The organism is Pseudomonas sp. CF161, assembly GCF_000416215.1.
Lineage (GTDB): Bacteria > Pseudomonadota > Gammaproteobacteria > Pseudomonadales > Pseudomonadaceae > Aquipseudomonas.
Map to the genome: position 1 here is coordinate 68191 of NZ_ATLP01000117.1, position 26658 is coordinate 94848.

Annotated in this window: 27 protein-coding genes and 1 pseudogene; 14 read left to right on the forward strand and 14 right to left on the reverse strand. The window is 65.2% G+C overall.

What is annotated here, in order from left to right:
* Positions 1–2: 2 nt before the first annotated feature.
* A complete protein-coding gene (locus CF161_RS27770) occupies positions 3–434 on the forward strand; it encodes a hypothetical protein (protein ID WP_020299956.1) in 432 nt (143 codons plus the stop codon).
* A 60-nt stretch (positions 435–494) separates the two neighbouring features.
* Here CF161_RS27770 and CF161_RS27775 read toward each other — a convergent pair whose 3' ends face one another.
* Positions 495–1982 (reverse strand): PLP-dependent aminotransferase family protein, encoded by a 1488-nt coding sequence (locus CF161_RS27775; protein WP_020299957.1) that lies wholly within the window; start codon positions 1980–1982, stop codon positions 495–497.
* A gap of 76 nt (positions 1983–2058) precedes the next feature.
* On the opposite strand from CF161_RS27775, the gene CF161_RS27780 reads away from it, so the two are divergent.
* From CF161_RS27780 to CF161_RS27795, 4 genes are all read left to right on the forward strand, one after another.
* Entirely contained in the window at positions 2059–3738 is a 1680-nt protein-coding gene (locus CF161_RS27780) for a M24 family metallopeptidase (protein ID WP_020299958.1), read from the forward strand.
* Positions 3739–3817: 79 nt separating this feature from the next.
* Positions 3818–4585: a hypothetical protein gene (locus tag CF161_RS32945; RefSeq protein ID WP_156882743.1), complete on the forward strand. Its 768-nt coding sequence runs from the start codon at positions 3818–3820 to the stop codon at positions 4583–4585.
* Between the two features lie 32 nt (positions 4586–4617).
* Positions 4618–5085 carry a hypothetical protein gene (locus CF161_RS27790; protein ID WP_043230573.1) on the forward strand — a complete coding sequence of 156 codons (468 nt, stop codon included), beginning with the start codon at positions 4618–4620 and terminating at the stop codon, positions 5083–5085.
* Between the two features lie 27 nt (positions 5086–5112).
* On the forward strand, positions 5113–5691 hold the full coding sequence (locus tag CF161_RS27795) for an SMI1/KNR4 family protein (RefSeq protein ID WP_020299961.1): 579 nt from the start codon (positions 5113–5115) through the stop codon (positions 5689–5691).
* A 168-nt stretch (positions 5692–5859) separates the two neighbouring features.
* Here the strand turns inward: CF161_RS27795 and CF161_RS27800 are convergent, their stop codons facing one another.
* From CF161_RS27800 to CF161_RS27815, 4 genes are all read right to left on the reverse strand, one after another.
* Complete coding sequence (locus CF161_RS27800) at positions 5860–6321, reverse strand: GNAT family N-acetyltransferase (protein ID WP_043230576.1); 462 nt, start codon at positions 6319–6321, stop codon at positions 5860–5862.
* Positions 6322–6401: 80 nt separating this feature from the next.
* Positions 6402–8042 (reverse strand): glycosyltransferase family 39 protein, encoded by a 1641-nt coding sequence (locus CF161_RS27805; RefSeq protein ID WP_020299964.1) that lies wholly within the window; start codon positions 8040–8042, stop codon positions 6402–6404.
* A 204-nt stretch (positions 8043–8246) separates the two neighbouring features.
* Entirely contained in the window at positions 8247–8555 is a 309-nt protein-coding gene (locus CF161_RS27810) for a hypothetical protein (RefSeq protein WP_043230580.1), read from the reverse strand.
* Complete coding sequence (locus tag CF161_RS27815) at positions 8552–9259, reverse strand: AzlC family ABC transporter permease (RefSeq protein WP_020299966.1); 708 nt, start codon at positions 9257–9259, stop codon at positions 8552–8554. The genes CF161_RS27810 and CF161_RS27815 overlap by 4 nt, the downstream gene beginning before the upstream one ends.
* A 177-nt stretch (positions 9260–9436) precedes the next feature.
* Here CF161_RS27815 and CF161_RS27820 point away from each other — a divergent pair, with 177 nt between their 5' ends.
* Positions 9437–9925, forward strand: coding sequence for a hypothetical protein (locus tag CF161_RS27820; protein ID WP_020299967.1), 489 nt, complete (start codon positions 9437–9439; stop codon positions 9923–9925).
* A 76-nt stretch (positions 9926–10001) separates the two neighbouring features.
* On the opposite strand, the gene CF161_RS27825 is transcribed toward CF161_RS27820, so the two are convergent.
* Positions 10002–10883, reverse strand: a complete 882-nt coding sequence (locus tag CF161_RS27825) for an alpha/beta fold hydrolase (protein WP_020299968.1) — start codon at positions 10881–10883, stop codon at positions 10002–10004.
* A gap of 11 nt (positions 10884–10894) precedes the next feature.
* On the reverse strand, positions 10895–11962 hold the full coding sequence (locus tag CF161_RS27830; protein ID WP_020299969.1) for a sugar phosphate isomerase/epimerase: 1068 nt from the start codon (positions 11960–11962) through the stop codon (positions 10895–10897).
* A 140-nt stretch (positions 11963–12102) separates the two neighbouring features.
* Here CF161_RS27830 and CF161_RS27835 point away from each other — a divergent pair, with 140 nt between their 5' ends.
* On the forward strand, positions 12103–12711 hold the full coding sequence (locus tag CF161_RS27835) for a TetR/AcrR family transcriptional regulator (protein WP_020299970.1): 609 nt from the start codon (positions 12103–12105) through the stop codon (positions 12709–12711).
* 2 nt (positions 12712–12713) lie between these two features.
* Here the strand turns inward: CF161_RS27835 and CF161_RS27840 are convergent, their stop codons facing one another.
* Complete coding sequence (locus CF161_RS27840) at positions 12714–13598, reverse strand: amino acid metabolite efflux pump (RefSeq protein ID WP_020299971.1); 885 nt, start codon at positions 13596–13598, stop codon at positions 12714–12716.
* Between the two features lie 117 nt (positions 13599–13715).
* Between CF161_RS27840 and CF161_RS27845 the strand changes: the two genes are divergently transcribed.
* Positions 13716–14498 carry a helix-turn-helix domain-containing protein gene (locus tag CF161_RS27845; RefSeq protein WP_020299972.1) on the forward strand — a complete coding sequence of 261 codons (783 nt, stop codon included), beginning with the start codon at positions 13716–13718 and terminating at the stop codon, positions 14496–14498.
* Positions 14499–14581: 83 nt separating this feature from the next.
* On the opposite strand, the gene CF161_RS27850 is transcribed toward CF161_RS27845, so the two are convergent.
* Positions 14582–14899 carry a hypothetical protein gene (locus tag CF161_RS27850; RefSeq protein WP_020299973.1) on the reverse strand — a complete coding sequence of 106 codons (318 nt, stop codon included), beginning with the start codon at positions 14897–14899 and terminating at the stop codon, positions 14582–14584.
* A 296-nt stretch (positions 14900–15195) separates the two neighbouring features.
* Here CF161_RS27850 and CF161_RS27855 point away from each other — a divergent pair, with 296 nt between their 5' ends.
* The 3 genes from CF161_RS27855 (at position 15196) to CF161_RS27865 (ending at position 17560) form a co-directional block, all read left to right on the forward strand.
* Entirely contained in the window at positions 15196–15645 is a 450-nt protein-coding gene (locus CF161_RS27855) for a hypothetical protein (protein WP_020299974.1), read from the forward strand.
* Between the two features lie 4 nt (positions 15646–15649).
* Positions 15650–15994, forward strand: a complete 345-nt coding sequence (locus tag CF161_RS27860; RefSeq protein WP_020299975.1) for a hypothetical protein — start codon at positions 15650–15652, stop codon at positions 15992–15994.
* Between the two features lie 111 nt (positions 15995–16105).
* Positions 16106–17560: a glycosyltransferase family 39 protein gene (locus CF161_RS27865; RefSeq protein WP_020299976.1), complete on the forward strand. Its 1455-nt coding sequence runs from the start codon at positions 16106–16108 to the stop codon at positions 17558–17560.
* A gap of 275 nt (positions 17561–17835) precedes the next feature.
* Here the strand turns inward: CF161_RS27865 and CF161_RS27870 are convergent, their stop codons facing one another.
* Positions 17836–18516 carry a histidine phosphatase family protein gene (locus CF161_RS27870; RefSeq protein ID WP_043230639.1) on the reverse strand — a complete coding sequence of 227 codons (681 nt, stop codon included), beginning with the start codon at positions 18514–18516 and terminating at the stop codon, positions 17836–17838.
* A gap of 498 nt (positions 18517–19014) precedes the next feature.
* Here CF161_RS27870 and CF161_RS33810 point away from each other — a divergent pair.
* Together CF161_RS33810 and CF161_RS33815 are read left to right on the forward strand one after the other, a co-directional pair.
* Positions 19015–19893, forward strand: a pseudogene (locus CF161_RS33810) (methyl-accepting chemotaxis protein); the annotation flags it as partial.
* Positions 19894–20094: 201 nt separating this feature from the next.
* Positions 20095–20799 carry a methyl-accepting chemotaxis protein gene (locus CF161_RS33815; RefSeq protein ID WP_371106558.1) on the forward strand — a complete coding sequence of 235 codons (705 nt, stop codon included), beginning with the start codon at positions 20095–20097 and terminating at the stop codon, positions 20797–20799.
* A gap of 150 nt (positions 20800–20949) precedes the next feature.
* Here the strand turns inward: CF161_RS33815 and CF161_RS27880 are convergent, their stop codons facing one another.
* On the reverse strand, positions 20950–21342 hold the full coding sequence (locus CF161_RS27880; RefSeq protein ID WP_020299979.1) for a DUF3077 domain-containing protein: 393 nt from the start codon (positions 21340–21342) through the stop codon (positions 20950–20952).
* Positions 21343–21861: 519 nt separating this feature from the next.
* Between CF161_RS27880 and CF161_RS27885 the strand changes: the two genes are divergently transcribed.
* Positions 21862–22890: an AraC family transcriptional regulator gene (locus CF161_RS27885; RefSeq protein ID WP_020299981.1), complete on the forward strand. Its 1029-nt coding sequence runs from the start codon at positions 21862–21864 to the stop codon at positions 22888–22890.
* On the opposite strand, the gene CF161_RS27890 is transcribed toward CF161_RS27885, so the two are convergent.
* Genes CF161_RS27890 through CF161_RS27900 form a run of 3 tightly spaced genes read right to left on the reverse strand, consistent with a single transcriptional unit; the run spans position 22887 to position 26538 of the window.
* Positions 22887–24326 (reverse strand): amidohydrolase family protein, encoded by a 1440-nt coding sequence (locus CF161_RS27890; RefSeq protein ID WP_020299982.1) that lies wholly within the window; start codon positions 24324–24326, stop codon positions 22887–22889. The two genes, CF161_RS27885 and CF161_RS27890, sit on opposite strands and share 4 nt — an antisense overlap.
* 1 nt (position 24327) lies before the next feature.
* Positions 24328–25188: a MurR/RpiR family transcriptional regulator gene (locus tag CF161_RS27895; RefSeq protein ID WP_020299983.1), complete on the reverse strand. Its 861-nt coding sequence runs from the start codon at positions 25186–25188 to the stop codon at positions 24328–24330.
* A complete protein-coding gene (locus CF161_RS27900; protein ID WP_020299984.1) occupies positions 25189–26538 on the reverse strand; it encodes a gluconate:H+ symporter in 1350 nt (449 codons plus the stop codon).
* Positions 26539–26658 lie beyond the last annotated feature (120 nt).

Below are 26658 nucleotides of genomic sequence, written 5' to 3' on the forward strand. Positions count from 1 at the left end.
GCATGACAAACGAATACAACATGGCACTGGTGATCGGCGCCGGGCTCAGCCTGCTGGCGGCCCTGATGCATGTCGGGGTGATCGTGGGCGGGCCCTCCTGGTATCGCCTGTTTGGCGCGGGCGAACGCTTTGTGCGGGCGGCCCAGGCCGGGCGCTGGTTTCCGGCGCTGGTCACGGCAGGGATTGCCCTGGTGCTCGGCGCATGGGCGGCGTACGCCCTGTCTGCGGCCGGCGTCATCGAGCCGCTGCCCCTGCTGCGCCCGGCCCTGTGCGCAATCACCCTGGTCTACCTGCTGCGCGGCCTGCTGGGGCCCTTCACCCTGGTCGGCACCGGGCGCAGCGTGCGCTTCGTGGTGGTCAGCTCGGTGGTGTGCCTGGTCTATGGCCTGGTGCACCTGTTCGGCCTGGTGCAGGTGTGGGGATCACTGGCCTAGGCCGCCGCCCTGCTAAGGCGCGCGGGCAACCCCTCTGGGCAGCGGCTGAGCCTGCATTGCCTAGGGGGCGATGGCTGCTGCCGCCTGCGCCAGACGCGCCGTGGCCTGCCGGATTTCCTCCCGATTGAGCGAGGCGAAGCCTATGCGCAAGGCATTCTCGGGTTGATCCAGCGGCGAAAACTGGCGACCGTTGCGCACCACCAGGCCAAATTCCAGGGCCTTTTTTACCAGTTGATCCACATCGATTGCCGTCTCGAAACCGACCCACAGCGCCAGCCCGCCTTCCGGCTCACGGACTGAAATCCGCTCGCCGAACGCTGCCAGCAGGCCACTGTGCAGGGCTTCACGGCGCCGCAGATACTCCTTCGAAACCCGGCGCAGGTGCTTCTTCAGTTCACCGTCATTGATCAGGTCCGCGAGCATCCGCTGCATCACCGCATCCCCCTGGCCCAGGGTCAGCGCGGCATGTCGCTCCAGCACCTCAATGACATTGGTGGGCGCCACCACATAGCTGCAACGGAAGGTCGACCCCAGGGCCTTGGACAGCGAGCCGATGTAGATCACGTGGCGCTGCGTGCTGTCGCTGGCCAGGGGCAGGTACGGCCGCCCGTCAAAGTGGTACTCGTGGTCGTAGTCTTCCTCGATCACGCAGAAATCATGGTGCCTGGCCAATGCCAGCAACTGTTGCCGGCGTCCGGCGTGCAGGCTGACGGTGGTGGGGAACTGGTGATGAGGCGTGAGGTAGATCATCCGCACCTTGTGCACCCGGCACAGCGCGTCAATCTGATCGACCCGGCAGCCTTCGCTGTCCAGGTCCAGGGTCACCAGTTGCGCCCCCAGCTTGCGGAATATCTCCCACGCCGGTGGATAACTCAGGCGTTCCACCAGCACCACGTCGCCGGGTTGGAGCAGCGCGCTGGCGGTCAGGTACAGCGACATCTGGGTGCCCTGGGTCAGGCAGATATGCTCGGCGCCAACCGCCAGGCCGCGATTGTGGCGCAGCATGTCGGCCAGCGCGCTGCGCAGGTAGTGGCTGGTTTGCTCGCTGCCGTGACGCACGGTGTTGGAAGCGAAACTGCTGCGCAGCGCCGTGCGGTAGTAGCGGTGCAATACGGCTTGAGGCAGCAGGCGGTGGTCGCACGCACCGTTATCGATGAACAGCGTGCCGGGCCGATGCTGCAAGGCCGGCACCTGCTCGCCCTGGGTGAAATACGCCACCGCGGGGTGCGCCAGCAGTTCCAGGGCGAATGACGGCTGGGCACCGCGGGCGCTGGGCTGGGCGGCCAGTTGCGCGTTGACGAAGGTGCCCCGGCGCGGCTCGCTGACCAGCCAGCCCTTGGTGATGGCTTCTTCATAGGCCAGGATCACGGTCTTGCGATTGACGTCGAGCAGCTGCGCCATTTCCCGTGTCCCGGGCAGCAGCGTCCCGGGGCTCAGGCGCCCGTCGACGATGGCCTTTACCAGGCCGTCGACAATCCGCCGGTAAGAGGCCCGGGTCTCGCTCCCCTCAAGTTGCAGCAAGGGCCGCCATTTACGCATCTGGACCATCTGAAGTATCCAAAACTGGAGGTTCTAATGGTCCTAGTCTAGCGCAACAATCAGGCCTCACTTACCCGAGGTCCTTATGAACCAACGCCATGTCATTGCAGTGTCGCCATCGGGAAAAACCTTTGACGCCGGGGATGAGCTGCTGCTCGACGCCATGCTCGCCAGCGGCTTGCCGGTGCCGTTCTCCTGCCGCCGTGGGGCGTGCGGGTCGTGCAAGGTCAAGGTGATCAGCGGGCAATACCGCGCCACGCCCCCGGCTGCGAATGGTGCTCCGGCCTCCTTCCCCCTGGCAGCCGATGAACTGCTTTTGTGCCAGAGCCATGCCTGCGCCGACATGCGCCTGGAGATCCCCGGCTGGTCCCTGGACACCCCGACCCTGGCGATCGACGCCCGCGTGCTGAGCCTTCGTGCCTTGAGCACCGACGTCATCGAGCTGGTGCTGCAGCCGAGCACCCGGGAGCCCCTTGAAGTCAGGCCCGGGCAATACCTGAAGTTGCGTCTGGGGGAGGACCACAGCCGCTGTTACTCCATCGCCAACCTCCCGGCCGAGGATCAGGGGCAACTGACCTTTCATATTCGCCAGGTGCGTGGCGGGCGGTTTTCCGAGGGCATCCTGCCGACCCTGGAGATCGGCCAGACCCTGACCCTGGAAGGCCCGTTCGGCGCCTGTACCTGGCAGCACGATGACGATCGTCCGGTCGTCCTGTTCGCCACCGGCACCGGTTATGCCGGGGTCAGGCCGATCCTGCTCAACGCCCTGGCCCGGGGAGCGAGGCTGATGCTGTACTGGGGCGGTTCAGGCCCGGCGGACTTTTACGACCGCGACTTCCTGGACCGGGCCAGCGTCGAGCACCCGGGGTTTGCCTGGCACCCGGTGCTGGCGGCGCAAGCCCGGGTGCAACAGGTTGCACTCGACCACGGGCATCCCTGGGCAGAGGCCCAGGTCTACGCCTGCGGCAACAGCACAATGATCAGCCAGGTCCGCGCGCAATGCCTGGCTGCCGGGCTGGCGGCCCACCGTTTTGTCGCGGAAGCCTTTGTGCCCAACGGCATGCCAGCTACGGTGTCGACACTCAAGCCCCTGGACCCGGTGTGGGAGAAGGTCGGCCCGCGCTATTCCCTGGACGGCATGCTGGCAGCCCGTGAGCAATCGGTGCGCGCCCTGGCCTTGATCGCCAGCCAACTGCGGGTCGGCATGACCACCGCCGAAGCCATCGACATGGCCAACCGGCAATTGACCCGGATGGGCGCCTCCCACACCTGGCACCCGACCTACATCCGCTTCGGCGAAGACACCATTCGCTCGCCACGGGAAGGCATCGACCCCCTGCGCCAACTGCGCGCGACCGATATCGCCGTGGTCGATCTCGGCCCGGTGTGGGACGGCTATGAAGGCGACTATGGCGACACCTTCGTGTTCGGCGAGCACCCGCTGCACCGGGCGTGCGTCACGGCCTTGCATGAGGTCTTCGACGAAACCCGCGAGGCCTGGCAGCGGGGGCTGACCGGGTGCGGGCTCTACGATTTCGCAGAGCGCAGCGCGGCGGCGAAGGGCTGGAGGCTGGAGCGAAACCTGGCCGGGCATCGCATCGCCGACTTCCCCCACGCCCTGTTCGGCAACAAAAAACTGGCCGAGCTGGACATCGTGCCGAGCGAGATGGTCTGGGTCCTGGAAATTCAGCTCTGCCATCCCACCGAAGCCGTCGGTGCATTTTTCGAGGACATCCTGATCGGCGAGCCCAGCCCGGCCCCGTAAACCGCAAGCGTTGCGCCCTGTACCGGTATCGATTCGGCCTCTGATAAGCTTGCCGCCCCCTATCTACACCCGGTGCAGGATGCACGATCTATTAAACCCGGCAGTGTCTTACCAAGCCGAAAGCGAGCAGCAGGCCCTGGCTCGCTACAGCGGCTTTGGCGAAACGTTGTTTGCCGAGCTGTATCGGCACTTCCCCTCACTGACGGGCCAGGTGCGGTTTTTCCGCAACGGTGAACTGCCGGATGTCTGGGCCATTTGCGGCACCGGGCCTTCGGCGTTCGCGGTGCAGCTGGACCCTGATATCGACGTCATCTGCCTGTGGAATGCACGCCTCCAGGAAGAAATCACCGCCTGGAACCCCGAGCCCGTGGCCCACGCCATGGCCCGTATCCGCACCGACTACTACCGGCTCGACGGGTCCCAAGTGCTGCAACAGTGGCTCGACCTGGCCCGGGAGGATGAGGTGGTGATCGATCCGCAGCACATCAACCACGAAGCCCAGAGCAACCTGTGGCAGTTTTCACCCACCGACGAGCAGACCCCGGGCATCACCGTGGCCGGCATCGGTGGTTTTATCAACGCCATCCTCGAAGCCCGTCGCGCCAGCCTGGGCCCCAGCGCGATGCTGTTCTACTGCTGGCACGACGCCCAGGTACGCCAGCTGCGCTTCAGCCTGGTCTCGCAAAGCCACGGCCGCCTGCCCTTTGGGCGCAAGACCCGGCGCACCGATAAGGTCGAAGACATCGCCCAGCGCCTGTATGCCGACTGGCACGAACTGCCGAGGCAGATCCACACGCCTGAGGCGACGCGCCATATCCTTCCGGTGTTTGTCGCGGCGATAGCCTGACCCTAGCCTTTCCAACCGCTTGGTGATTAAGCATGACCACAGCCTTGAATTCGATTTTCACCACCCTGGCCGAGGCCGCCGAACAATCACGCGCCCAGAACGATAAATGGATCGTCATCGACTGCGCCTACCAGCACCTCGACGCCCTGCGCCTGCATGACTACCCGCAGGTACTGGAGCAGATCCTGGCCTTGGTCGAAACCTATCCGGAACTGGATTACGGCGGCCCCGGGCCGTTCGGGATGCTGATCGAAGCCCAGGCCATTCCCGCCTACGAAGGGGCGCTGCTGGCGTCCCTGGCGCGCCAGCCCAGCACCCAGGTTCTCGGTTGGCTGAGCCGCACGATGCAGCTCGAAGACGCCGAGCGTGACGCCCTGGGGCTGATTTCCCGGGCGCGTTTTACGCAACTGCTGAAGGACGTCCAGGTCCATCCATTAGTGCCCGAGGACTGCGTTGATTTTGCCCAGCTCTGCCTGGAAGACGATCAACCAGACGCCTGAGTACACTCCCCCTTTGAGGCTGACCCCATGAGCGCTACCTCCTCCCACGCCCAGACCCTGGCCGCCATCGCCCATTGGGTTGCGCAACGCGCGCCGGACCTGCCGCCGATGTTCCGGCCCGGCGCATCAGAGGCCGAAATGGCCGAGGCTGAGCGTCAGCTCGGGCTGCCCCTGCCGCCCATGTTGCGCGCGCTTTACGCCATCGCCGACGGCCAGACCGAAGGTGCCGCCACGCTGCTGGATGCCTTTGCCTGGATGCCCTTGAGCGAGGTGGTGGAGCGCGCGGCCTTCCTCAACGAGTTCTTCCCGGGCGGGGTCAACGAAGAAGACCCCGACCACGAGCCGATGCAGGTGGATGCCGGTATTCGCCCGACCTGGTGGTGGCCGCAGTGGCTGCCGATCATGGCCAATGGCGGCGGCGATTATCTGTGCGTCGACCTTGACCCGGCACCCGGCGGGCAGCCTGGGCAAGTGCTCGCCTACTTCCATGACGAGACCTACCGCAGCCGGGTCGCGCCCGGGATCGAGGGGCTGATCGAGCATGTCGCCAGGGGGCTGGCCAACGGCACTCTCGACCTCACGGACGGCATGCTCTGCGAGGTCTAGCAGGCGAGTTCAGAACACCCCGCGCGCCTTCGCCAAGCCCAGGCTGCTGAGGGCCGGTGGCAGGGGTTGCCGGATCAGCGCCAGCAGGGCTCGGGGCCTGGGCATGTGCGGTCCTTCGTCAGTGGCGCGAAACGAATACAGGCTGCGGCCGCACAACAGGCTTCGCGTTCACGGCTCAGGGGACAGTTCGCGTTCCATGACGATGGTGCGCTCGCCGTCGTCCTCGATCTCGCGCACCACCTGGTAGCCAAGCCGCGCGTAGAAGGCCTGGGCGGTCAAGGATGACGGCACTGCCAGCACCCTCACCCCCGCCTCGCGGGCTGCGCGCTCGACCACGAACATCAGGTGCCGCCCGATGCCGCGCTTGTGCATCCGGGGGTCGACGAAGACCGAGCGCACGGCGCGCCCGTCGAGGCTGGCGGTGCCGACCGGGACACCGCCGATCAAGGCCACGTACATCTGGCGTTTCTTCATCAGTTCGGCCACCGCGGCCGGCGTGAAACTCTGCTGGACCCGGGCGATGACACTGGGCGGATAGTCCTGGGCGTTGCTGCCGAGCAACGCGGCAAGAATCACCCGGCTGACTCCGGGTGCATCGCTGTCACGGGCCAATCGAATCAGACACGGCATAACTTCTCCCGCTATAAAACCGCACACTGGACTGCGCAGCATAATCGAAGCCCAGGTGGTTTTCGTACAGCGCCCAAGGCTTATGGCATCTGGAACACCAGACACGGGCTGTCGTTCAAGCGTCCTTCAAAGGCCGGGGTGGATGACTCCAGCACGCTGCCCTGCAACAGCGCCCGATCCTTGCGCGCCACGATGACCCAGGCCCCGCGTGGCAAGGCGTCCAGCTGTGCACGCTGGGCCTGGGCGATAAACAACGGCTGCTCGTCGTGGTCCAGGTTCATCATGTAGCGCACGGCCCAGGTGTCCTGGCCCAGGTTGAAAAACACCAGAGGCCCCGGGCTCGCGGCGCGCAACCCTTCGACCTGGCCGACAAAACCCCGGGTGTCGAACTGCAGGTCCTTGGCCGGCTCCACCACCTTGATCAACAGCCACCATTGAGCCGCCAGGGCGATCAGGCTGAGCAGTACCAGGCGGCGCCCCACGGCCTGGCGCGTGGTGCGCCAGCCCTGGATCGCCAGCAGTTGCAGGAGCACAAACGCCGCCACCAGCAGCGGCAGGGACACCGGCGGCCAGTAGCCGTGCTTGTGCCAACTGTGCCGACAAACAAACAGCACCACGATGCACACCGTCGGCAACACCGCCACCAGCCAGGTGTAGGCGCCACGCACCTTGAGCATCCAGCCCTGGGCATGGAGCAAGCCGTAAGCCGCCACCGCCGCGAACATCGGCACCATGGGCAGGATGTAATAGGCGCGCTTGAAGTGCGGCACCGACAGCCCCAGCAGAATCATCAGGCCGCATGCCGCCAGGCGCAGCACCAATTGCAGATCGCCCCGGGCATGCCGCAGGTGCCACTGCCGGCGCAGGGCAAACAGCGTCGCCAGGGCCAGGGGCACCACCGGAAAGTAGCGATACAGGCTGAGCTGGAAGTAGAAAAAGAACGGCTCGCCGCTTTCATCGAGGCGACCGCTGACCTGCATGTTGAACACCTGATCGGCAAACGCCTGGCCGCCGCTGAGGCGTGCCAGGTGCATCAATCCCCACCAGCAGCCAGCCAGCAGCACCAGCCCGAGCAAGCCGTAGGCCAGCACCTGCTTGAGCACCCGCAGGCGCTCGGCGCGCGAACGCAGCGGGCCCAGCAGGCAATAGGTACAGGCCACGCCGCAGACTTCGATCAGCCCCAACGGGCCGCGAATGACGAACGCCAGCACCAGCAACGGTAATACGCCGTAGCGCCGCCAGCGCGAGCCAATCTGCTCGCCACTGTGCAACAGGTAGAAGGCCCCCAGGCACAGCAGGGAAACCATCTGGTCGATACAGACCGAACGCGACTTGTCCAGCAACTGAGAGGTCAGCGCCGTGAGCAACACCGCCAGCAACGCCCAGGCTCGGCCATAGGGCACGAGCAGGCGATACAACAGCGCCAGGACCCCGGCCGAGGCGATGGCGGTCGGCAAGACATTGGCTAGGTGGTTGGGCGCGCCGAACAACTGGGCCCACAGCCAACTGAACCAGGTCGCGGTGCCCGGGTAATCCGGGTACGGCTGGCCATAGGTGGTGGGAAAGAGGCTGGGGCCGTGGCGGAACATTTCCTGGAGAAACAGCGCCCAGCGCCCATCGAAGCCCTGGGGCGGCTGGTCCCAGATCCCCAGGGTGAACAGCGCCAGGGCCAGTAGCAGGATGCAAAACGATTCGACGCGATACCTTGTGTTGTGATCCATCGCTGACCCGTCAGGTTGATTCGCCGCTCAATAGGCGTGGCCATGGTGCCGGGGAACCCCCTGAACGCCTCCTGAACAGGCGCGAAAAACCCCGGCCATCGAGGGCAACAGCCTTTTTTTGTGGCGCGGCAGCGTGTCCGCCGCCACACCGCGAACACAGGCCTTACGGCCGCTGCGCGAGCAAGCACCCTCGCCGCGCGGACTTCAATACAGGTGAAGCAGCAGTGCGTAGGCGGCGGTGCCGATCACGGCGGTACTGATCAACCCGCAACCCGTGAGCAGCGCCAGGCCTGCCACCAGCAGCATAGACAGGCTGGCGGCGAGGGGGTCGCGGCTGATCTCGCTGTAGGCGATGTACAGCGCAAAATTGATAAACACCGCCACCGGCAGCACCCGCTCCAGGCAGCGTTGCAGGCTGCCGGGCAAGGGCACCCGGACCAGCGCCGGGACGATCCGCACCAGGCAACTGGCGGTGAACAGCGCGGCAATGGCCATCAGCGTCGAGGGGTTCATAGCTTGGCCCAGGTCAGGATCAGGGTCGCCAGCAGCACACTGGGGATCCAGAAATACACCGGCCCCAGCCACTGGATCAGCCCCCAGGCGCACAGCACGCACACCGTCAGCGCACCGAGCATCGGCAGCCAGCGCTCACCCACGTGCAGCAGGCGGCCACGCAATTGGGAAATCGACAAATACATCAGCACCACGCTGGCCGGGTAGCCCAGGTTGACCTCGGCGCCGATCCATTGCGCCGGCAGCAACTGGCCGAGCAGCGCACCCAGGACCCCAGCGGCGGCCCAGGTGAGAAAGATCGTGGCCCGAATCAACAGCACCACCCCGGGCCCGTCCTGCTCCCGTTCGGTGGCGTAGGCTTCATCGCCGAGCATGTGCGCAGCCAGCACCTTGCGCCCCCAGGGCCGGGGCAGGCGGCCCGCGGTGGTAAAGGCAATCGGCAAGTAGCGGCTGTTGATCGAGGCGGTGACCAGCAGCATGGTGAAAAAACCCGCCCCGGACTGCTCCAGGGGCAGCACCGCAAATTGCCCGCTGCCGGAAAACCCCAGCACGCCGATCAAGGCCACCTCCAGCAGGGACCAATCCGCACGCTCCGCCAGCACCCCGAACAGCAGGCTGACCGGCACGATGGCCAGCGCCGTCGGTGCCACCCGGCGCCAGACACTCGAGCGGCCCGGTGTCCATTCCAATTCACTGCCTTGCATAACCACCTCCGATATCCGGCGGGCAGCATGCAAGGCTCAGGCAACAGGGTCTTGTACGATTGTGCAGGCGGGCCTCAGCCCCGATTCACCACAGGAAAACCACGCAAACTCCACAGTGTGCCGCGCCCGCTATCGATAGCCTTGTGCGGTCATCAGCCCTCAATGGTCCGCTTCCCCATGTCCCGAACCTCCACCTCCACCCCCATTCGTACCGTGCGCGTCATTGACTGGTTTATCACCTACCTGGTCGGCGTCGCGGCGCTGTCCCTGGTTGTGGCCCTGTCGTTCGGCCTGCTGATGCTCGGTGGCAGCCCCACGCGGTGGAGCAGCCTGCCGTCGGTGATGTCTTTCAGCCTGGCGATCGGCTGTTTGAGCGTCATGGTGGTCGGCACCGTCGCGGCCCTGCCCTGCGCCCTGTTCTTCTGGCTGGCCCAGCGCTTTACCTGGCGCCATATCGCGATCTACCTGCTGTGCGGCGCCCTGAGTGCGTTGCCCACCATTCCTCTGGTGATGCAGCTGGACCCCGATTTCTATACCGACCCAGCCGAAGAGCAGGTATCCCCCAGCACCCTGGAGCGCTGCTGGCCCCTGGCGCCGCTGTTCAGCGCCTCGGGGGCCTTGCTGGGGGCGGTGTTCTGGTGGCGCAGCGGCCGGCACCTGCGCTGATCAGCGACGCAGGCGTTTCCCCCAGCGCAGCGCCTTTGCCCGCTGCGCAGGCGCTGGTTTACCGAGGCGGGTGCTGTCAGTTCTGCTGCGACAGGAACGGCAGCACCAGGGCGATGAACTCCTCGGGTGCCTCCTCGGTAATGAAGTGCCCGCAATCGGCGACGATGGCGCCCCGCAGATCCAGGGCATTGCCTTGCAGGGTCTCCAGCGGCGCATTGTCGGTGGCGTGCTGCGCGCCAATCGCCAGCACCGGCATGGCCAATGGGGTCGCCGCCCGCCGCTGGTTTTGGCGGATAGTTTCGGGAATCGCCCGGTAATAACCAAAGCCGCCACTCAGGCCGCCCGGCGCCGAGTAAGCCTTGACGTAGGTGTCCACCGCCACCCGGTCCTGGCGAAACGACCACTTCTCGAACATGTAGGCCAGGTACTGCGCCTCGCGCCCGGTGATCAGCACCTCGGGCAAGTCCTGCAACTGGTTGAACATGAAGTGCCAGAGGAAAATATTCAGCTCCGGCGGGGCGAAGATCGACGGCGCCGGGGCCAGCCCCGGGATCACGGCTTCGGTGAGCACCAGTTTTTCCACCGCCTGCGGCTGGTCGCTGGCCAGGGCGTAGGCGATCCACATGCCCACGTCATGCCCCAGCACCGCATAGCGCTCGTGCCCCAGCGCCTGCATCAAGGCATTCAGGCGCCCGGCACTGGTGCCGGTGTCGTAGCCGTCCCGGGGTTTATCCGACAGGCCCATGCCCGGCAGGTCCACCGCAATCGCCTGGTAGCCCTGCTCGGCCAACGCCTGCATCACGTGGCGCCAGGTGAACCAGGTCTGCGGCCAGCCCGGTATCAGCAGCACCGGCCGGCCCTGGCCCTGCGTCACGTAGTGCAGGCGCAGGCCGTCGATACGCACATAACCGTGGCGCTGCTCGTGTCCGGCAAAGGCCATTTGTTCAGCGTTGTCCATGCTCATCATCCTTATGCCGCGACCGGCGCAATGCCGAGTAGTTGATTGATCTGGGCCTGATCCACCGGGGCTCCGGCGAAGTCGTCGAACACCTTGTCGGTCACCTGGATGATGTGCTGGTTGATAAAGGCCACGCCCTCGCGAGCCCCCTGCTGCTGGTCCTTGAGGCAGCACTCCCACTCCAGCGCCGCCCAGCCGTCGTAGTCATACAGGGCCAGCTTGGAAAAAATCCCCTTGAAGTCGACCTGGCCATCGCCCAGGGAGCGGAAGCGCCCGGCACGATCGGCCCAGCCCTGATAACCGCCGTACACCCCCTGGCGCCCGGTGGGATTGAACTCGGCGTCCTTGACGTGAAACATGCCGATGAACTCGTGGTAGATGTCCAGGTAGTCCAGGTAATTGAGCTGCTGCAACACGAAGTGGCTGGGGTCGAACAGCATCTTGCAGCGCGGGTGATTGCCCACCCGTGCCAGGAACATCTCGAAGGTCACGCCGTCGTGCAGGTCTTCGCCGGGGTGGATCTCGTAGCACAAGTTGACCCCCTGCTCGTCACAGGCATCGAGGATCGGCAGCCAGCGCTTGGCCAGCTCGGCAAACGCCGAATCGATCAGGCCTTCAGGGCGCTGCGGAAACGGAAAGAAATACGGCCAGGCCAGGGAGCCGGAGAAGCTGCCCATCTCTGTCAGGCCCAGGCGCCGCGAGGCCTTGGCCGACATCTGCAAACGCTCCAGGGCCCATTGGCTCTTGCCCGCCGAATTGCCCTTGAGCCGGGCCGGGGCAAAGCCGTCGCACAGGCTGTCATAGGCCGGGTGCACCGCCACCAACTGGCCGAACAGGTGGGTGGTCAGCTCACTGATCACCAGCCCGTGCTCGGCCACCACGCCGCTGATTTCATCGCAGTAATCCTGGCTTTGCGCGGCCAGGCTGACGTCGAACAGACGCTCATCCCAGGCCGGCAACTGCAAGGCCTTGAAGCCCATGCCAGCGGCCCAGGCGGCAATCGACGGCAGGCTGTCGAACGGCGCCGTGGCGTCACTGAATTGAGCCAGGTGCAGGCTCGGTCCTTTGAGGGTTTTCATCGGGCACTCCTATTATTTGTCGGTCGACAAACAATAGAGGCCGCGCCAGGACCCCGTCAATACGCGGGCTTGATTTTTTTGTCGATCGATCAATAATGCACGCCGGCACACCCCCTTCATTCAGGCGAGGCATCCACAGCATGGCCGGCAGACCCCGGGAGTTCGATCGAGACCAGGCCTTGCGCCAGGCCCGCGATGTGTTTTGGCAGCGCGGCTTTGAAGCCACGTCCATGGCCGACCTGGTGCAGGCCCTGGGCATCGCCTCGGCCCGCATCTACGCCGCCTTCGGTTCCAAGGAAGCGTTGTTTCGCGAAGCCATTGCCCTGTACGAGAACGGTGAAGGCGCCTTTGCCGACCTGGCCCTGAGCGAGGAGCCCACGGCACGCGCGGCCATCGAGCGCATGTTGCGCGACGCCATCGAGCTCTACACTCGTCCCGACGGGCCCCTGGGTTGCATGGTGGTGTCATCGGCGACCAACTGCACCCTGGATAACGACAGCATCCGCGAGTGGCTGGCCGGGCATCGGCGCGACCGCACCCGCTCGATCATCCAGCGCCTGGAACAGGCCGTGGAGTCCGGCGAACTGCCGCGCCAGACCCCGGTGCAAGCCCTGGGCGACTGCTACGCCACCCTGCTGCACGGGTTGTCGGTGCAGGCTCGGGACGGCATCGAACAACCACGGCTGCTGGCCACCCTGCCCATGGCCCTGGCAGTGTTCGATGCCGCGGCCGGCACCAGCCCGGCGTAAACCTAGCGGGTGGCGCAGGGCTCCTGGGGCGGGCGCCGGCCCTTGATCAGGCCCACGGCCAGCGCCGACAGAATCAGCACCATGGCCAGCGCCTCCCGGGCATCGACCTGATGCCCCAACAGCAACACCGAGCCCAGCACGCCGAACACCGGGATCAGCAACGACAAGGGCGCCACCCGCGACACCGGGTACTCGCGCAGCAACAGGTTCCAGCCCCAGTAGCAGAAGTGCGTGGCGCCATACACCTGGAACGCCAGGGACCACAGGGTGCGTTGATCCAGCCCGCTCGCCAGGTTCGCAAAAGGCGCCGAACCCTGGCTCAGCCAGGTCAGCGCAAACAGCGGCAGCGGCGCAAACAGACTCGACCAGACCACAAAGGCAAATATCTCGCGCACCCCGGAGCGCTTGATGATCACGTTGCCCAGGCTCCAGCTCAGGGCGCTGATCAACAACAGCCCGTAGCCCAGTGACGTGCCCTGCCCCGGGCTGCCTTGCAGGATGCACAGCAACCCCAGCGCCGCCAGCACCAGGCCGAGCACTTGCCCCCGGCTCAAGCGTTCGCCAAACAGCAACACGCCCCAGCCCAGGGTGAAAAAGGCGCTGAACTGGATCAGCAGCGCGGCGGTGCCCGGCGCCACGCCCAGCTTGATCCCGAGGTTGATCAAGGCCCACATCGCCACCCCGAAGATCACGCCATACGCCGCCAGCCAACCGATGGCGACCTGGGGCCTGCGGATAAAAAACACCCAGGGCAGGGCCGCCAGGGTAAAGCGCAGGCCCGTGAGCAGCAGCGGGTCGAGGTTGGCCAGGCCAAGCTTGGTGATCGGAAAATTAAAGCCCCAGAGCGCTGTCACCAGCACGGCCAGGATCAAGTGTCGGTTCTGCATCAGCTCGCGTTCCAGCACAAAGGCCGGCGCAGAGGCGCGCCGGCGAAGACGCCACTATGACCAGCTCGTGCCATGGCCCGCTTGCAATGCCAGGCCATTGATCATTAAATTCGGGCCATGCGCCAGATAGATATCGATCCTTACGAAAACACCCCGCGCGACGCCGTGGTCACCGCCAACGACTACCACCCCGGCCAGCACTTCCCGCGCCACAGCCACCAACGCGGCCAATTCGCCCTGGCCGCCAGCGGCGTGATCACCCTGTTCACCGATGCCGGCAACTGGGTGGTGCCGCCGCAACGGGCGGTCTGGGTGCCCGCCGGCGTGCCCCATGAAATGCACATGAGCGGCCCGGTGACCATGCTCAACACCTACATCCGTACCCCCGCCGCCACCGCGCTCCAGCTGCCGGCACGGTGCCAGGTGTTCGGGGTGTCCGAGTTGCTGCGCCAGTTGCTGCTGCGGGCCATGGACATTCCCCCGCTCTACGCCGAAGACAGCCACGACGGGCACTTGATGACCTTGCTGCTGCATGAAATCGCCGCCATGGCCCCGCTGTCGCTGAACGCCCCGCTGCCCGATGAGCCGCGCCTTGCAAAGGCCTGCCAGCGCTTGTTGGCCCAGCCGTCCCTGGAAATCGGCATCGACTGCATGGCGCGCGAGGTCAACATGAGCCGGCGCACCTTCACCCGCCTGTTTCGCCAGGAGACCGGCATCAGTTTTGTCGAATGGCGTCAGCAGGCCTGCCTGTTGGCGGCCGTGGCGCGCCTGGGCGAGGGCGAGGCCATCACCCGGGTCGCGACCGACTTGGGCTATAGCAGCCCGAGCGCTTTCAGCAGTGTGTTTCGGCGAGTACTGGGGGATGCGCCCAGTCGCTACTTTCCCAAACCGGCTGTGTGAGTCCAGGCCCGGGGGCCTGAACATCCTGGCCCGGCAGATTGCCTGCCGGGCCAGAGGCGAGTGGCTGCGCCCAGCGCAGCGTTCTACAGGAATACCGCCGAGAGCATGCCCAGGGCCCCGAGGCAGAACCCGATCAAGGCACCACGCCCCGGCTGCTCATGGAAGATCGCCCAGATCACCAGCGGCTCCAGGAGCAGCAACGAGGTGACCGAGACCACGGTAATCAGCCAGATATCACCGACCGCGACATACCCCAGCCAGTACGCGCCAATCAGGCAGATACCGGCAAAGCACATGATCAACACCGGCAATGCCAGGTCGGCCCAGGTGGTGTTGCCGGTATGCGCCAGGCGCGCGGCGACCACTTCACTGTAGATGGCGCAGAACTCGCCCAGCACCATCAACCCTACAGCAGAAACTCCGAGTAACTCTTTGGACATGAAACAAACCCCTTTGCATTGAGAGCCAGATTTTTCAGCTCCCAGGCAGCTATGGCTCCGTTGACGGAGCCTCCATGGCAATGCGCGGGGGTTTGCGGCGGCTCAGTAATCGTGAGGAACCTGAACATGTCCATCTCCTTCTCGGGTGTTGCAAAGGGGGTTGATACAGCGCAACGAGGCCCGAGTGCGCTAGCATCACTGCCCTGCGCTTCCAGCCTCGCTGGCAGAGACTATCGTGATTTGCCCGGAAACCTGAAATGCCCGTTGCACTTTCCCTCGACGCCCTGGAACACCAGATTCTCGACCTGCGCGATGTCGGCAACTCGATCATGGGCATCCAGGCCTGGGAAGCCGGGTCGGTGGAAGACGCCGCACGCCGCTTCGGCCTGCTCGACAGCCCGGGCATCTATTGCGCGATCAGTGCCGAAGAGGCCGAGCAGGTGCTGGTCTGGCTGCTGTGGCGCGACATGGTCCACCGCCAGAAACTCATGGCCAGGGCCCAGGCCCAGCGCTTCGCCGCCGAACTGATGACCCACCTCGCCGCCCCCGGCGCGGCCTTCTATACCAACGGCCCACTGATCAAGACCCCGGACAACCCCGGCGGCGAGGTCAGCTGGACCGCCGTCAGTGACTGCACCTTCGACAGCGGCGTGCTGGCCCTGGCCCCCGGGCGCATCGCCTGCGCCTGGTTTCAGGAGGAGGACTGAGGCCATGCCGCGCTTTGAAGTCTGGCATCACGCACAGTTGATCGGCTGGTCCGAACTGGAGTCCGGCGACCCGCCCATGGGCGTGGCGTTCGGCCTGTTTATCCCGGCGCCGGCCTATGCCCAGGTGCAGGCGCTGATCCGCGCCCGGGCCGAGGGCGACCAGAGCGACCTGGGCCTGAGCGTGCATTACCAGGGCCGCCCGCTGGTCGCCGCCGGGGTGTGTCTCCAGGACTTTTCTGCCGACTGCGGGGAAGACGCCATGGAAGTCACGGTCCTGGGCATCTGCGAGCCGCCCTACGCCGAGCTGTTCGGCCAGCACGCGGCGGCGTATTGGCGGCCGGAAGGCTGAAGCCCGGGAGCATCGCGCCCGCCGTTCACGAATTGTTAAGAATTGGCCCCGTATACTTCGTCGATTGCCTCGCGGCACTTCGATCAACCCTCTACTGGTGGCCCCAAGCTCATGTCGCGACCCGCCCCGCTGCTCTTCCTGCTTGCCGGCCTGCTGTTCTTTTTCGCCCTGGGCAATCATCAGTTGCAAGGCTCCACCGAAGCCCGGGTCGCCGGGATCGCCATGCAAATGCACCTGGACAACGACTGGGTGACCCCGCGCCTGTTCGGCCAGCCCTTCCTGGAAAAACCACCGCTGAGCCTGTGGCTCGACGCCGGCGCCATCCGCGCCTTCGGCGGCACTCCCTGGGCCGTGCGCCTGGCCTCGGCCTTTGCCGGCCTGTTCAGTGTCATGCTGCTGTACGCCATGCTGCGCCGTTTTGGCCGGCCGACAACGGTGGCCTGGGTCGCGGCGGCGATGCTGGCGACCATGGCCAGTTACTGGAGCAACGTGCGCGGCGTGGGCGAAGACGCCTTGCTCAGCCTGGGCGTGACCCTGGCACTGCTGGCGTTCTTCCAGGCTCAGCGGCGCCAGGCCGATCAGCAACCGGCGCTGCTGGCCTGGCTGCTGTTCGCCGTCGGGATCGCCATTGCCACCCTGAGCAAGGGGGTGCTCGGCCTGGCGATGCCCGGGGTGGTGATCTTTGCCTACCTGGTGGCCGACAGCCTGCTGGAAAAACGCTTCTCTGTGGGCCACTGGCTGCGCCCGGCGCTGTTTACCCTGCTGGGCCTGATCCCGCTGCTGATCTGGCTCTACCTGCTGTATCAGCGCGGCGGCCTGCAAGCCTTGGGCGAGGTGCTGTGGACCAACAGCGTCGGGCGCTTCGACGGCTCTTTCGAGGAAGCCGGGCATTACGAGCCCTTCTACTACTACCTGGCCAAGCTGCCCCAGGCCTTTCTGCCGTGGAACATCCTGGTCTACCTGGGCCTGTGGCACTTTCGCAAAAGCCTGATGGAGAACCGCTACCGGCTGTTCTTCAGCCTGTGGCTGGTGGCCCAATTCACCCTGCTGTGCCTGGCGTCGAGCAAGCGCACGGTGTACCTGATGTCGCTGACCCCGGCCGCCGCGGTCCTGGCCGCCGAATACGCCGCGGTGCTGTACCAGCGCCTGGGTCGGCAGGTCGGCACGGGCGGTTGGCTGGGCAAACTGGGCCAGCACCGTCGTGGCCTGGCAGTGGGCATCATGACGCTGGTGGTGTGCAGCTACCTGGCCACCGCCCAGTGGGCTGCGCCCCGGGCCGACCGCACGCTGTCGTTTCTGCCGCTGATGAATCAGGTGCAGGCGCTGCAGGCTGACCAGCATCAGGTCGGGATCTATCAAGCCAATGAGCGGGTCGGCGGCGCCAGCGTGTTCTACACCCAAAGCCAGTTGCCGGACCTGCAGACCGAGGCCCAGCTGCACGCCTTCCTCGCGGCCTCGCCGCAACATGTGGCGCTGATGGCCGCCGAGCAGGAACCCCAGGCTCCGCTGCGGGTGGTCAAACGCATGACAGTCGGGCGCCAGGCTTACTATTTCGTCAGCCACTGAGGCCCGCGGCAAAAAAACGGCACCCCGATCAGGTTCATGCCGATCAGCTAAGCGCTAGAACGAACGAAACATAACCTGTGGCGAGGGAGCTTGCTCCCGTGGGGCCGGCCGGGGCTCCAGGGCGTAACAGTGCCCTTTTTTGGGCCGCTGCGCGCCCCAGCGGGAGCAAGCTCCCTCGCCACCATGACAGTGCTTGCCCTTAACTGAATGGCAGTACCCCGATCGGGGTGCCGTTTTTTTTCTCGCGCTGAGCCCGCTTGAAAGCCCGCCCCGGTTCAGCGGCGGTCCAGCCCCAACGAACGCCAGTCGCTGGCTTCAATAAAGCCGAGCATCTTCGGCGCGGCCTCCAGGCTCGCGCTGGAGACAAACAGCGAGGCGCCATAACCAAAGCTAGAAACCGGCAGCTTCAGGTCTTTCTCCAACTGCGCCATGCATTCGCTGTGGGTCACCAGAATCAGATTGCGCCCCGGCACCTTGTGCGCCAGGGCATCGCGCAACATGGAGTTCTTGCAGTTGAACAACCAGTCCTCGCCGTTGCCGGCGGCGCTGAACATATAACCCGCCGTCTGCACCGCACGGGTCAACGGGCTGTGATAGATATCGGCACGGTCCAAGCCCAGGTGTTCGAACTGCGCCCCGACCCCGACCGCCACATCACGGGAGCGATCGGTAATGCCGTCGGCCGGCCCCAGGCATGCAGCCCTGGACTGGTCACAACGCTCCACATGGCGTACCAGCACGATCATCTGGCCCCTGGCCCAGCCCGCATTCAGCGCCTTGAGCCCCGCCCCATTGCCATGGGCCAGGTCCGGCACCGCCATCGGTTTGAGCAGCCACAGGGTCAGCGGCAGCACCAGCAGCGCCGCCAGCAACACCACCGCGGCGTTTTTGAAACGCGCCAGGCGGCCGAGGTCCGGCACTCGTCGGGTCAGGGCAAAACCGAGTCTTGATTCCACGTGCAAGCCGCCTCTCTGACAATGACCGGGACTACCAGCAGCCAGCGCAGACGCTACCTGGCCCGGATGACAATTGAACGCGCAACGGCGTCGTCAACCGGCGGGCAAGCACCGAGTGACGCCAAGACTCTAAGCAGCCCGGCGTAGGCCGGCAGTGAAATGGATGTGAAAAAAGTCTCAACCCGGCCTGATCCCCCCCAGACAACCCCGACCATCCGCCTATTGCGCTAATCCCGACAAAAACGTTTTAGCAATCGCATTTGCCGCCGATATCCCCCTACGAACACACCTTGCTGGCCACCAAAAACAACAATCTTCCGGCTACCTAACGATAAAGAAGCGCAACGTTCCTGGAGGAATTGAATGAATAGCTGGTTTGCCAACATCAGTGTCAACCTTAAGCTCGGCCTGGGGTTTGGCCTGGTCCTGGCCCTGACCACCATCCTCGCCCTGACCGGCTGGACCAGTCTGGGCAGCCTGATCGACCGCAGTAACTGGATGAGCGACATCACCCAGCTCAATGCCGGCCTGACCAAGCTGCGGGTGTCGCGCCTGCAATACATGCTGACCAATGGCGACGAAACCGCCGCGCAGAGCGTGCAGGCCACCCTCGATGCCTTCGTCGCCCAGCAGCAGAAACTGCTCAACAGCTTCAAGAGCCCGGACAACCTCAAGCTGCTCAAGGAACAGAGCGCGACCATCAGCGCCTACCAGGCTTCGCTGAACAAAATGCGCAGCGCCTACCGCACCGGCAACACCGCGCGCGAGGCCATGGGCAACAACGCCGAAACCGCCAACGGCCTGATCAACGCGATCAACACCCGGGTGCAGCAAATGCCGTTGAGCGACGAGCGCTTCGAGCAGTTCCAGGCCATCACCAAGGCCAAGGAAGCCTTTATGCTGGCGCGCTATGAAGTGCGCGGCTACACCGCCAACAGCAATCCGGAAACCGAACAGAAAGCCGTGGCCCAGCTCAACAACGCCATCGGCGAACTGGCCCAGCTCAACACCCACTTCAGCAGCACCCAGCAGGACGCCCTGCGCCAGCTGGAAGCCGCGCTGAGTGCCTATCGCACCTCGCTGCAAGCGTTCAAGGCGGCGTTCAGCGACGCGGTTCAAGCACGCAAGGAAATGACCGATCAAGGCACCGATATCGTTGCCCGCAGCGACGAGCTGTACCAGATCCAGCTCGACCGTCGCGATGCCGAAAGCGCACAGGCCCGCAGCCTGCAGCTGATCAGCACCCTGCTCGCCCTGCTGGTCGGGGTCCTGGCCGCGGTGATCATCACCCGCCAGATCACCCGCCCGCTGCGCGAAACCCTGGCCGTGGTGGAACGCATCGCCTCCGGCGACCTGACCCAGGACGTGCGCGTTACCCGCCGCGACGAACTCGGCGTGCTGCAACAAGGCATTGCCCGCATGGGCGTGACCCTGCGCGAACTGATCAGCGGCATCCGTGACGGCGTGACCCAGATCGCCAGCGCCGCCGAAGAGCTGTCGGCCGTGACCGAAGAAACCAGCGCCGGGGTCAACAGCCAGAAGATCGAGACCGACCAGGTCGCGACCGCCATGCATGAAATGACCGCCACCGTGCAGGAAGTCGCACGCAACGCCGAACAGGCTTCCCTGGCCGCAGCCGCCGCCGACGGCGAAGCCCGCCAGGGCGACAAAGTGGTGGCCGAAGCCATCACCCAGATCGAACGCCTGGCCAGCGAAGTGGTGCGCTCCACCGACGCCATGAGCGTGCTGCAACAGGAAAGCGACAAGATCGGCAGCGTCATGGACGTGATCAAGGCCGTGGCCGAACAGACCAACCTGCTGGCCCTCAACGCCGCCATCGAAGCCGCGCGCGCCGGTGAAGCCGGCCGTGGTTTTGCCGTGGTCGCCGACGAAGTGCGGGCCCTGGCGCAACGCACGCAAAAATCCACCGAGGAAATCGAAGCCCTGGTGGCCGGCCTGCAGAACGGTACCCAGCAAGTGGCCAACGTGATGAACAACAGCCGCAGCCTGACCGACAGCAGCGTCGAACTGACCCGCAAGGCCGGTGTATCCCTGGAAAACATCACCCGCACGGTGTCCAACATCCAGTCGATGAACCAGCAGATCGCCGCCGCTGCCGAACAGCAGAGCGCCGTGGCCGAAGAGATCAGCCGCAGCATCATCAACGTGCGCGACGTATCCGAACAGACCGCCGCCGCCAGCGACGAAACCGCCGCTTCCAGCGTCGAACTGGCACGCCTGGGCAACCAACTGCAAATGATGGTCAGCCACTTCCGCGTCTGACCCTCCCCCCATCGCCCCTGCAGCCCTCGCTGCAAGGGCGAACTGTAGGCCGCGTTCGGACGCTGGACTGCCAGAACAACCGACCTACACCTGCCACTCCACGGCGCCCTTCCGGGCCAGCGCAGCCTAGCGGCAGCAGCTACACAGGCCTCAACTCACTGGGCGCGGCACACCGTCGAGCAAGGCATCGACCACGGCCCTGGCCATTTCCACGGAATGGATCATCGACCAGATCAGACCGCGCTCGATACCGCTGGCGCTGGTGATCTCATCGGCGGTTTCCTCGGCACACTTGAGCAACAGCGAGACATGCAGCAGCGCTTCTTCGGCGTTCACGCCCTGGCGTACGGCGAACAGCGGCCGTCCTTCACCGTCGCGGCAACCAAAGGTCGTGGCCCCCGTGACACTCAAGGTGTGATGCAACGGCGGCGTGGCATCGCTGCTTTGCAGAGCCTGGAGCAGGGTTTTATTGGGCACTTCCAGTGCGCTGATCAGCTCACGACTGGGTGACGGGAAAGGTGGATCGGGAACGATCTTGTTCATGGCACACAGCTCCTTCTTGGATGAAGGCCGCCAGCATCACTTGCAGATGATGGGTGGCGGCTACGTGCAGGTCTGCAAGACCGGGAAGAAGAAGCAAGCCCGGCAGACCCGAAGGTCTCCCACACGTAGCCACCATAAATCGAACTGAAAACTCAGTGATTCACCGTGGACGCTGAGCGCTTCTTGCTTGTTCGGGCTTGCAGACCCGGTCGCTGAATGGGCAGCGACGGGCGAAGACTAGACCCGGACATTCAGAAGGCGCAAGACAGTGAAACCGCTGAAATGTAACCGGCCGATTCTCTCGGAAAAGCCCTACAAATCAAAGAGAAAAACCGCATTAGCCAGTCGAACTTATCGCGGCTCTAACACACAGTCCTTCCGAACCGACGTCCGAACGCGACCCGAGCCTTCGGCAGCGGCCACAGGGTTGGAGGTCGGGGATGGCCATTTACTTTGCCGTGGGTTTCAAATTACCTTGCAGCTCGCCACGTGAAGGACTCGCCGCCAGGACGCCTCGCCATGACCCTTGGCTACACCTCGGTCCCGCCGCTGCTCAAATACCTGCGCCATGCCGAACAATTGGGCCTGCCAACCGCCCCGGCATTGGCCGCGGCCGGCCTGGAGGCCGGGCAGTTGCGCGATAACAGCCTGCGCCTGCCGGTGGAGGTTCACGAACGCCTGCTCGACTACTTCTGCGCCCACTCCGGCGACCCCCTGTTCGGCCTGCATTCGGCGCGGTTCGTCTTGCCCAACTCGTGGAGCGTGCTGGGCTACATCACCATGAACTGCGCGACCCTGGGCGAGGCGATGAATCGCATCATGCCCTTTGAAAAACTGGTGGGCGACATGGGGGTCAGCCGCGCCGAAGTGGTCGATGGTCAGGTGCGGCTGATCTGGAGTTGCCGCCACCAGCGCGCCGAAACCCGCCGACACATGGTGGAGGATGTGCTGGCCTCCTGGCTGCTGTATGCACGCTGGATCGCCGACACCCCACTCTCGCCCAGCGCCGTGTGGTTCGAGCACCCGCTGCCGGACAAAGCCCGGCGCGAACAGTACGAAAGCTTCTTTGGCTGCCCGGTGCTGTTCGAGCAAGGCTGCTCGGCCCTGCTGGCGCCCGTTGACTACCTGCAACTGCCCCTGCGCCAGGCCGACCCGCAGTTGCTGCGCACCCTGGAAGAGCATGCCCTGGGCCTGATGGCGTCACTGGAAGATGCCTCCCTGGCGCTGCAAGTCAAAAACGCCCTGCGCCAGTTGCTCAAGCAGGGCTTGCCGCGCAAGGAGCAGGTGGCCGAACAACTGGCGATGTCGGTGCGCACCCTGCAGCGCCAACTGCAACAGGCTGGCACTTCCTACCAGCAGATCCTCGATGACCTGCGCCAGGAACTGGCCGAGCACTACCTGCTGCACAGCGATCTGCCGATCCAGGACATCGCCCACTACCTGGGCTTCTCCGATCAGCGCTCATTCCACCGCACCTTCAAAAGTCGCAGCGGCATGCCCCCCGGCGAGTACCGCCACAGCCATCGTCCCCCTTCAGGCCGGCACTAGCACCCTTTGCGCGGCAAAAAACGCCCAGCCCGCTGACCATTGGCCTGGCCCGCGGCATAGCTGCGCACACCATTGACCCAGACCTCGTCGATGCCCTCGGCCGCCCGTTGCGGGTCTTTGAAATCGGCGACGTCGCGCACCCGGGCCGGGTCGAACAGCACCAGATCGGCCCAGTGACCTTCGCGGATCTCGCCGCGCTGCTCCAGGCCAAAACGCGCCGCCGATAACCCGGTCATTTTGTGCACCGCGGTGTGCAGCGGGAACAAGCCCAGGTCGCGACTGAAATGCCCGAGCACCCGGGGGAAAGCGCCCCACAAGCGCGGGTGCGGGAACGGGTCTTCCGGCAGGCCGTCGGAGCCGATCATCGACAGCGGGTGGGCCAGGATGCGCTGCACATCGGCCTCGTCCATGCCGTAGTACACCGCCCCGGCCGGTTGCAGGCGGCGCGCGGCGTCGAGCAGCGGGCACGCCCATTCGGCGGCGATGTCCAGCAGGTCGCGGCCGCCCATTTCCGGGTGCGGGGTCGACCAGGTGATGGTGATGCGATGGGCATCGGTGACTTGCTTGAGGTCCAGGGTCGAGGAGCTGGCGGCATAGGGATAGCAATCACAGGCCACCGACTGGCTCAATGCCGCCCGCTCCAGGGACGCCAACAGCTGCGGGCTGCGCCCCCAATTCCCGGCGCCGGCGCATTTGAGGTGGGAAATGATCACCGGCGCCCGGGCGTGACGGCCGATCTGAAAGGCTTCGTCCATGGCCTCCAGCACTGGGGCGAATTCGCTGCGCAAATGGGTGGTGTACAACGCGCCACAGGTGCCAAGTTCTTCGGCCAGTTGCTGCACCTCATCGGTCTCGGCGCAAAACGCGCTGGCGTAGGCCAGGCCGGTGGACAGGCCGAGGGCGCCGCTCGCCAGGCTGTCGCGCAGTTGCTCGCGCATGGCGGCAATTTCCGCGAGGCTGGCGGTGCGTTGCAGGTCATCCAGATGGTTGCTGCGCAGCGCCGTGTGCCCCACCAGCGCCGCCACATTCACCGCCGGAACCGCCGCGTCCACCGCCGCCCGGTAATCGCTGAAACGCGGATAGACAAAGGCCCCGCGCGCCCCCAGCAGGTTCATCGGGTCCGGCGGATCGCTGCGCAGGCTGACCGGTGAGGCACTGATGCCACAGTTGCCGACAATCACCGTGGTCACGCCCTGGCTGAGTTTGGGCAGCATCTGCGGCTGGCGGATCACCACCGTGTCGTCATGGGTGTGCACGTCGATAAAACCCGGCGCCAGCACGCGCCCGGCGGCGTCGATCTGCTCTTTGGCTTGCGCGCCCTGCAGCTCGCCTATGCGCTGGATGCGGCCTTCGCTCAGGGCCACGTCGGCCAGGTAGCCGGGACGGTTGCTGCCGTCGATGATCAGGGCGTTGCGGATCAGTGTGTCGTAGTGCATGTCAGTCTCCCAGCGGCAGGTGGTCGTCGCCGCCGCGGTAGTCGTCCAGGGCCAGTTTGATCCGGCGCAGGCGCTCCTGGTTCTCCTCGGGCAGCACCAGCGCCACTTCGGTGGCCAGCACGTCGATGGCCAGCAGCATGCCGTAGCGCGCGGCGGTCGGTTTGTAGATGAATGAGGTTTCGGCGCTTTGCAGCGGCAACAGCACGTCCGCCAACTGCGCCAGCGGCGAAGCGCTGCGGGTGATGGCGATGACCTTGGCCCCGTAGTTGCGCGCCAGGGCCACGGCGTCGAGGATCTCCGGGGTGCGGCCGGTCAGGGAGCAGGCCAGCACCAGGTGCTCTTCGTCGAGTACCGCAGCGGTGACCCGCATCATGACCGCGTCATGGCAGGCCACGATGGGATAGCCAAAGCGCACCAGGCGCACCTGCAATTCGTCGCTGCACTGGGCCGACCAGCCGCCCAGGCCGAAGACGTGGATCATCCGCGCCTTGCCCAGCAGGCGCACGGCATCGGTGAAACGTGCCTCGTCGAAACCGGCCAGGTGCTGATGCAGGGTGGTTTCGATATCGCCGAGGATCTGCCGGTAAAAACCCGATGACTCCGGCGCGCCGGCGGGGTCGAGAAAGCGGCTGCCGACGCCGCTGGCCTGGGCCAGTTGCAGGCGCAGGTCACGCAGGTCGCGGCAGCCCACGCTGCGGGCAAAGCGCGAGAGGGTCGCGGTGCTGACCTCGGCGCGCTGCGCCAGTTCGTCGAGGCTGGCGGACGCGGCGAACCCGACGTCGTCCAGCATCAACCGGGCGATGCGTCCTTCGCCGGCGCTGAAGGAGTCCTGGCGGGCGCGAATCTGATAAAGGATGTCCATCTACAGCAGCTCCGAAAGCCCGAGGGTCAAGCCGAAGGCGATCACCGAAATCAGCGTCTCCAGCACCGTCCAGGTCTTGAAGGTCTGGACCACGGTCATATTGAAGTATTCCTTGATCAGCCAGAAGCCGCCGTCGTTGACGTGGGAAAAGATCACCGAACCCGCGCCGGTGGCGATCACCAGCAGTTCCGGGTGCGGGTAGCCGAGGCCAATCGCCACCGGCGCCACCACCCCCGAGGCGGTGGTCAGGGCCACGGTGGCGGAGCCGGTGGCAATCCGCATCAGCGCCGCGAACAGCCAGCCCATCCACAACGGCGACAGCTGGAATTCGTGGGCCAGGCCGACGATCTGCTCGGTGACGCCGGCGTCGATCAAAATCCGGTTCAGGCCGCCGCCAGCGCCCACCAGCAGGGTGATGCTGGCCGTGGGCGCCAGGCATTCGTTGGTGAACTTGAGAATCGAGGCGCGGCTCATGCCCTGGGCGATGCCCAGGGTCCAGAAGCTCACCAGGGTCGCCAGCAACAGGGCAATCACCGAGTTGCCGATAAATTGCAGGAACTGGTTGAAGCCGGTGCCCGGGGTGGACAACTGGTTGGCCCAGCCGCCGATCAGCATCAGCACCACCGGCAGCAGAATCGTGCACAGGGTCAGCGTGGTGCTGGGCAGGCGCTCGCGGGGTTCGCGCTCGGTGAATTGGCGCTCCAGCGGGTTGTCCGCCGGCAGCTGGATGCTCGGCACGATGAACTTGGCGTACAGCGGCCCGGCGATGATCGCGGTCGGCACCCCGATCAGAATCGCGTAAAGCAAGGTCTGCCCCACCGATGCCTGATACGCCAGCACCGCCAGCATCGCCCCCGGGTGCGGCGGAACCAGGGCATGCACCACCGAAAGCCCGGCGACCATCGGCAGGCCCACCATCAGGATCGAGACCCCGACCCGGCGCGCGACGGTAAAGGCAATCGGCACCAACAACACGAACCCGACTTCGAAAAACAACGGCAGGCCCACCAGGAAGGCGATGCAGACCATGGCCCAGTGCGCGTTGCGTTCGCCGAAGCGGTCGATCAGGGTTCGCGCCACCTGATCGGCACCGCCGGACTCGGCCATCATTTTGCCGAGCATGGTGCCCAGGGCCACCACCAGCGCGATATGCCCCAGGGTCTTGCCGACCCCGGCCTCGTAGGCGGTGATCACCCCCGACGGCGGCATCCCGGCGAGCAGCGCCAGGCCCACCGAGACCAGGGTGATGACGATAAATGGGTTGATTCGATAGCGCGCGATCAGAACGATCAGCGCAATGATGGCCATGGCGGCATAGCCCAGCAGCCAGTATCCCGATGCAGGTGTCATGCGTTACTCCTCGAAAGACAGGGTCACGTCGAATGGTTGTGAAACTCTTAAAGCATTTCGAGGAGTAGCTTTCAAACCATATGAAACTAACTTTCGTGAAGAGATACGCTTTGTCGCGAA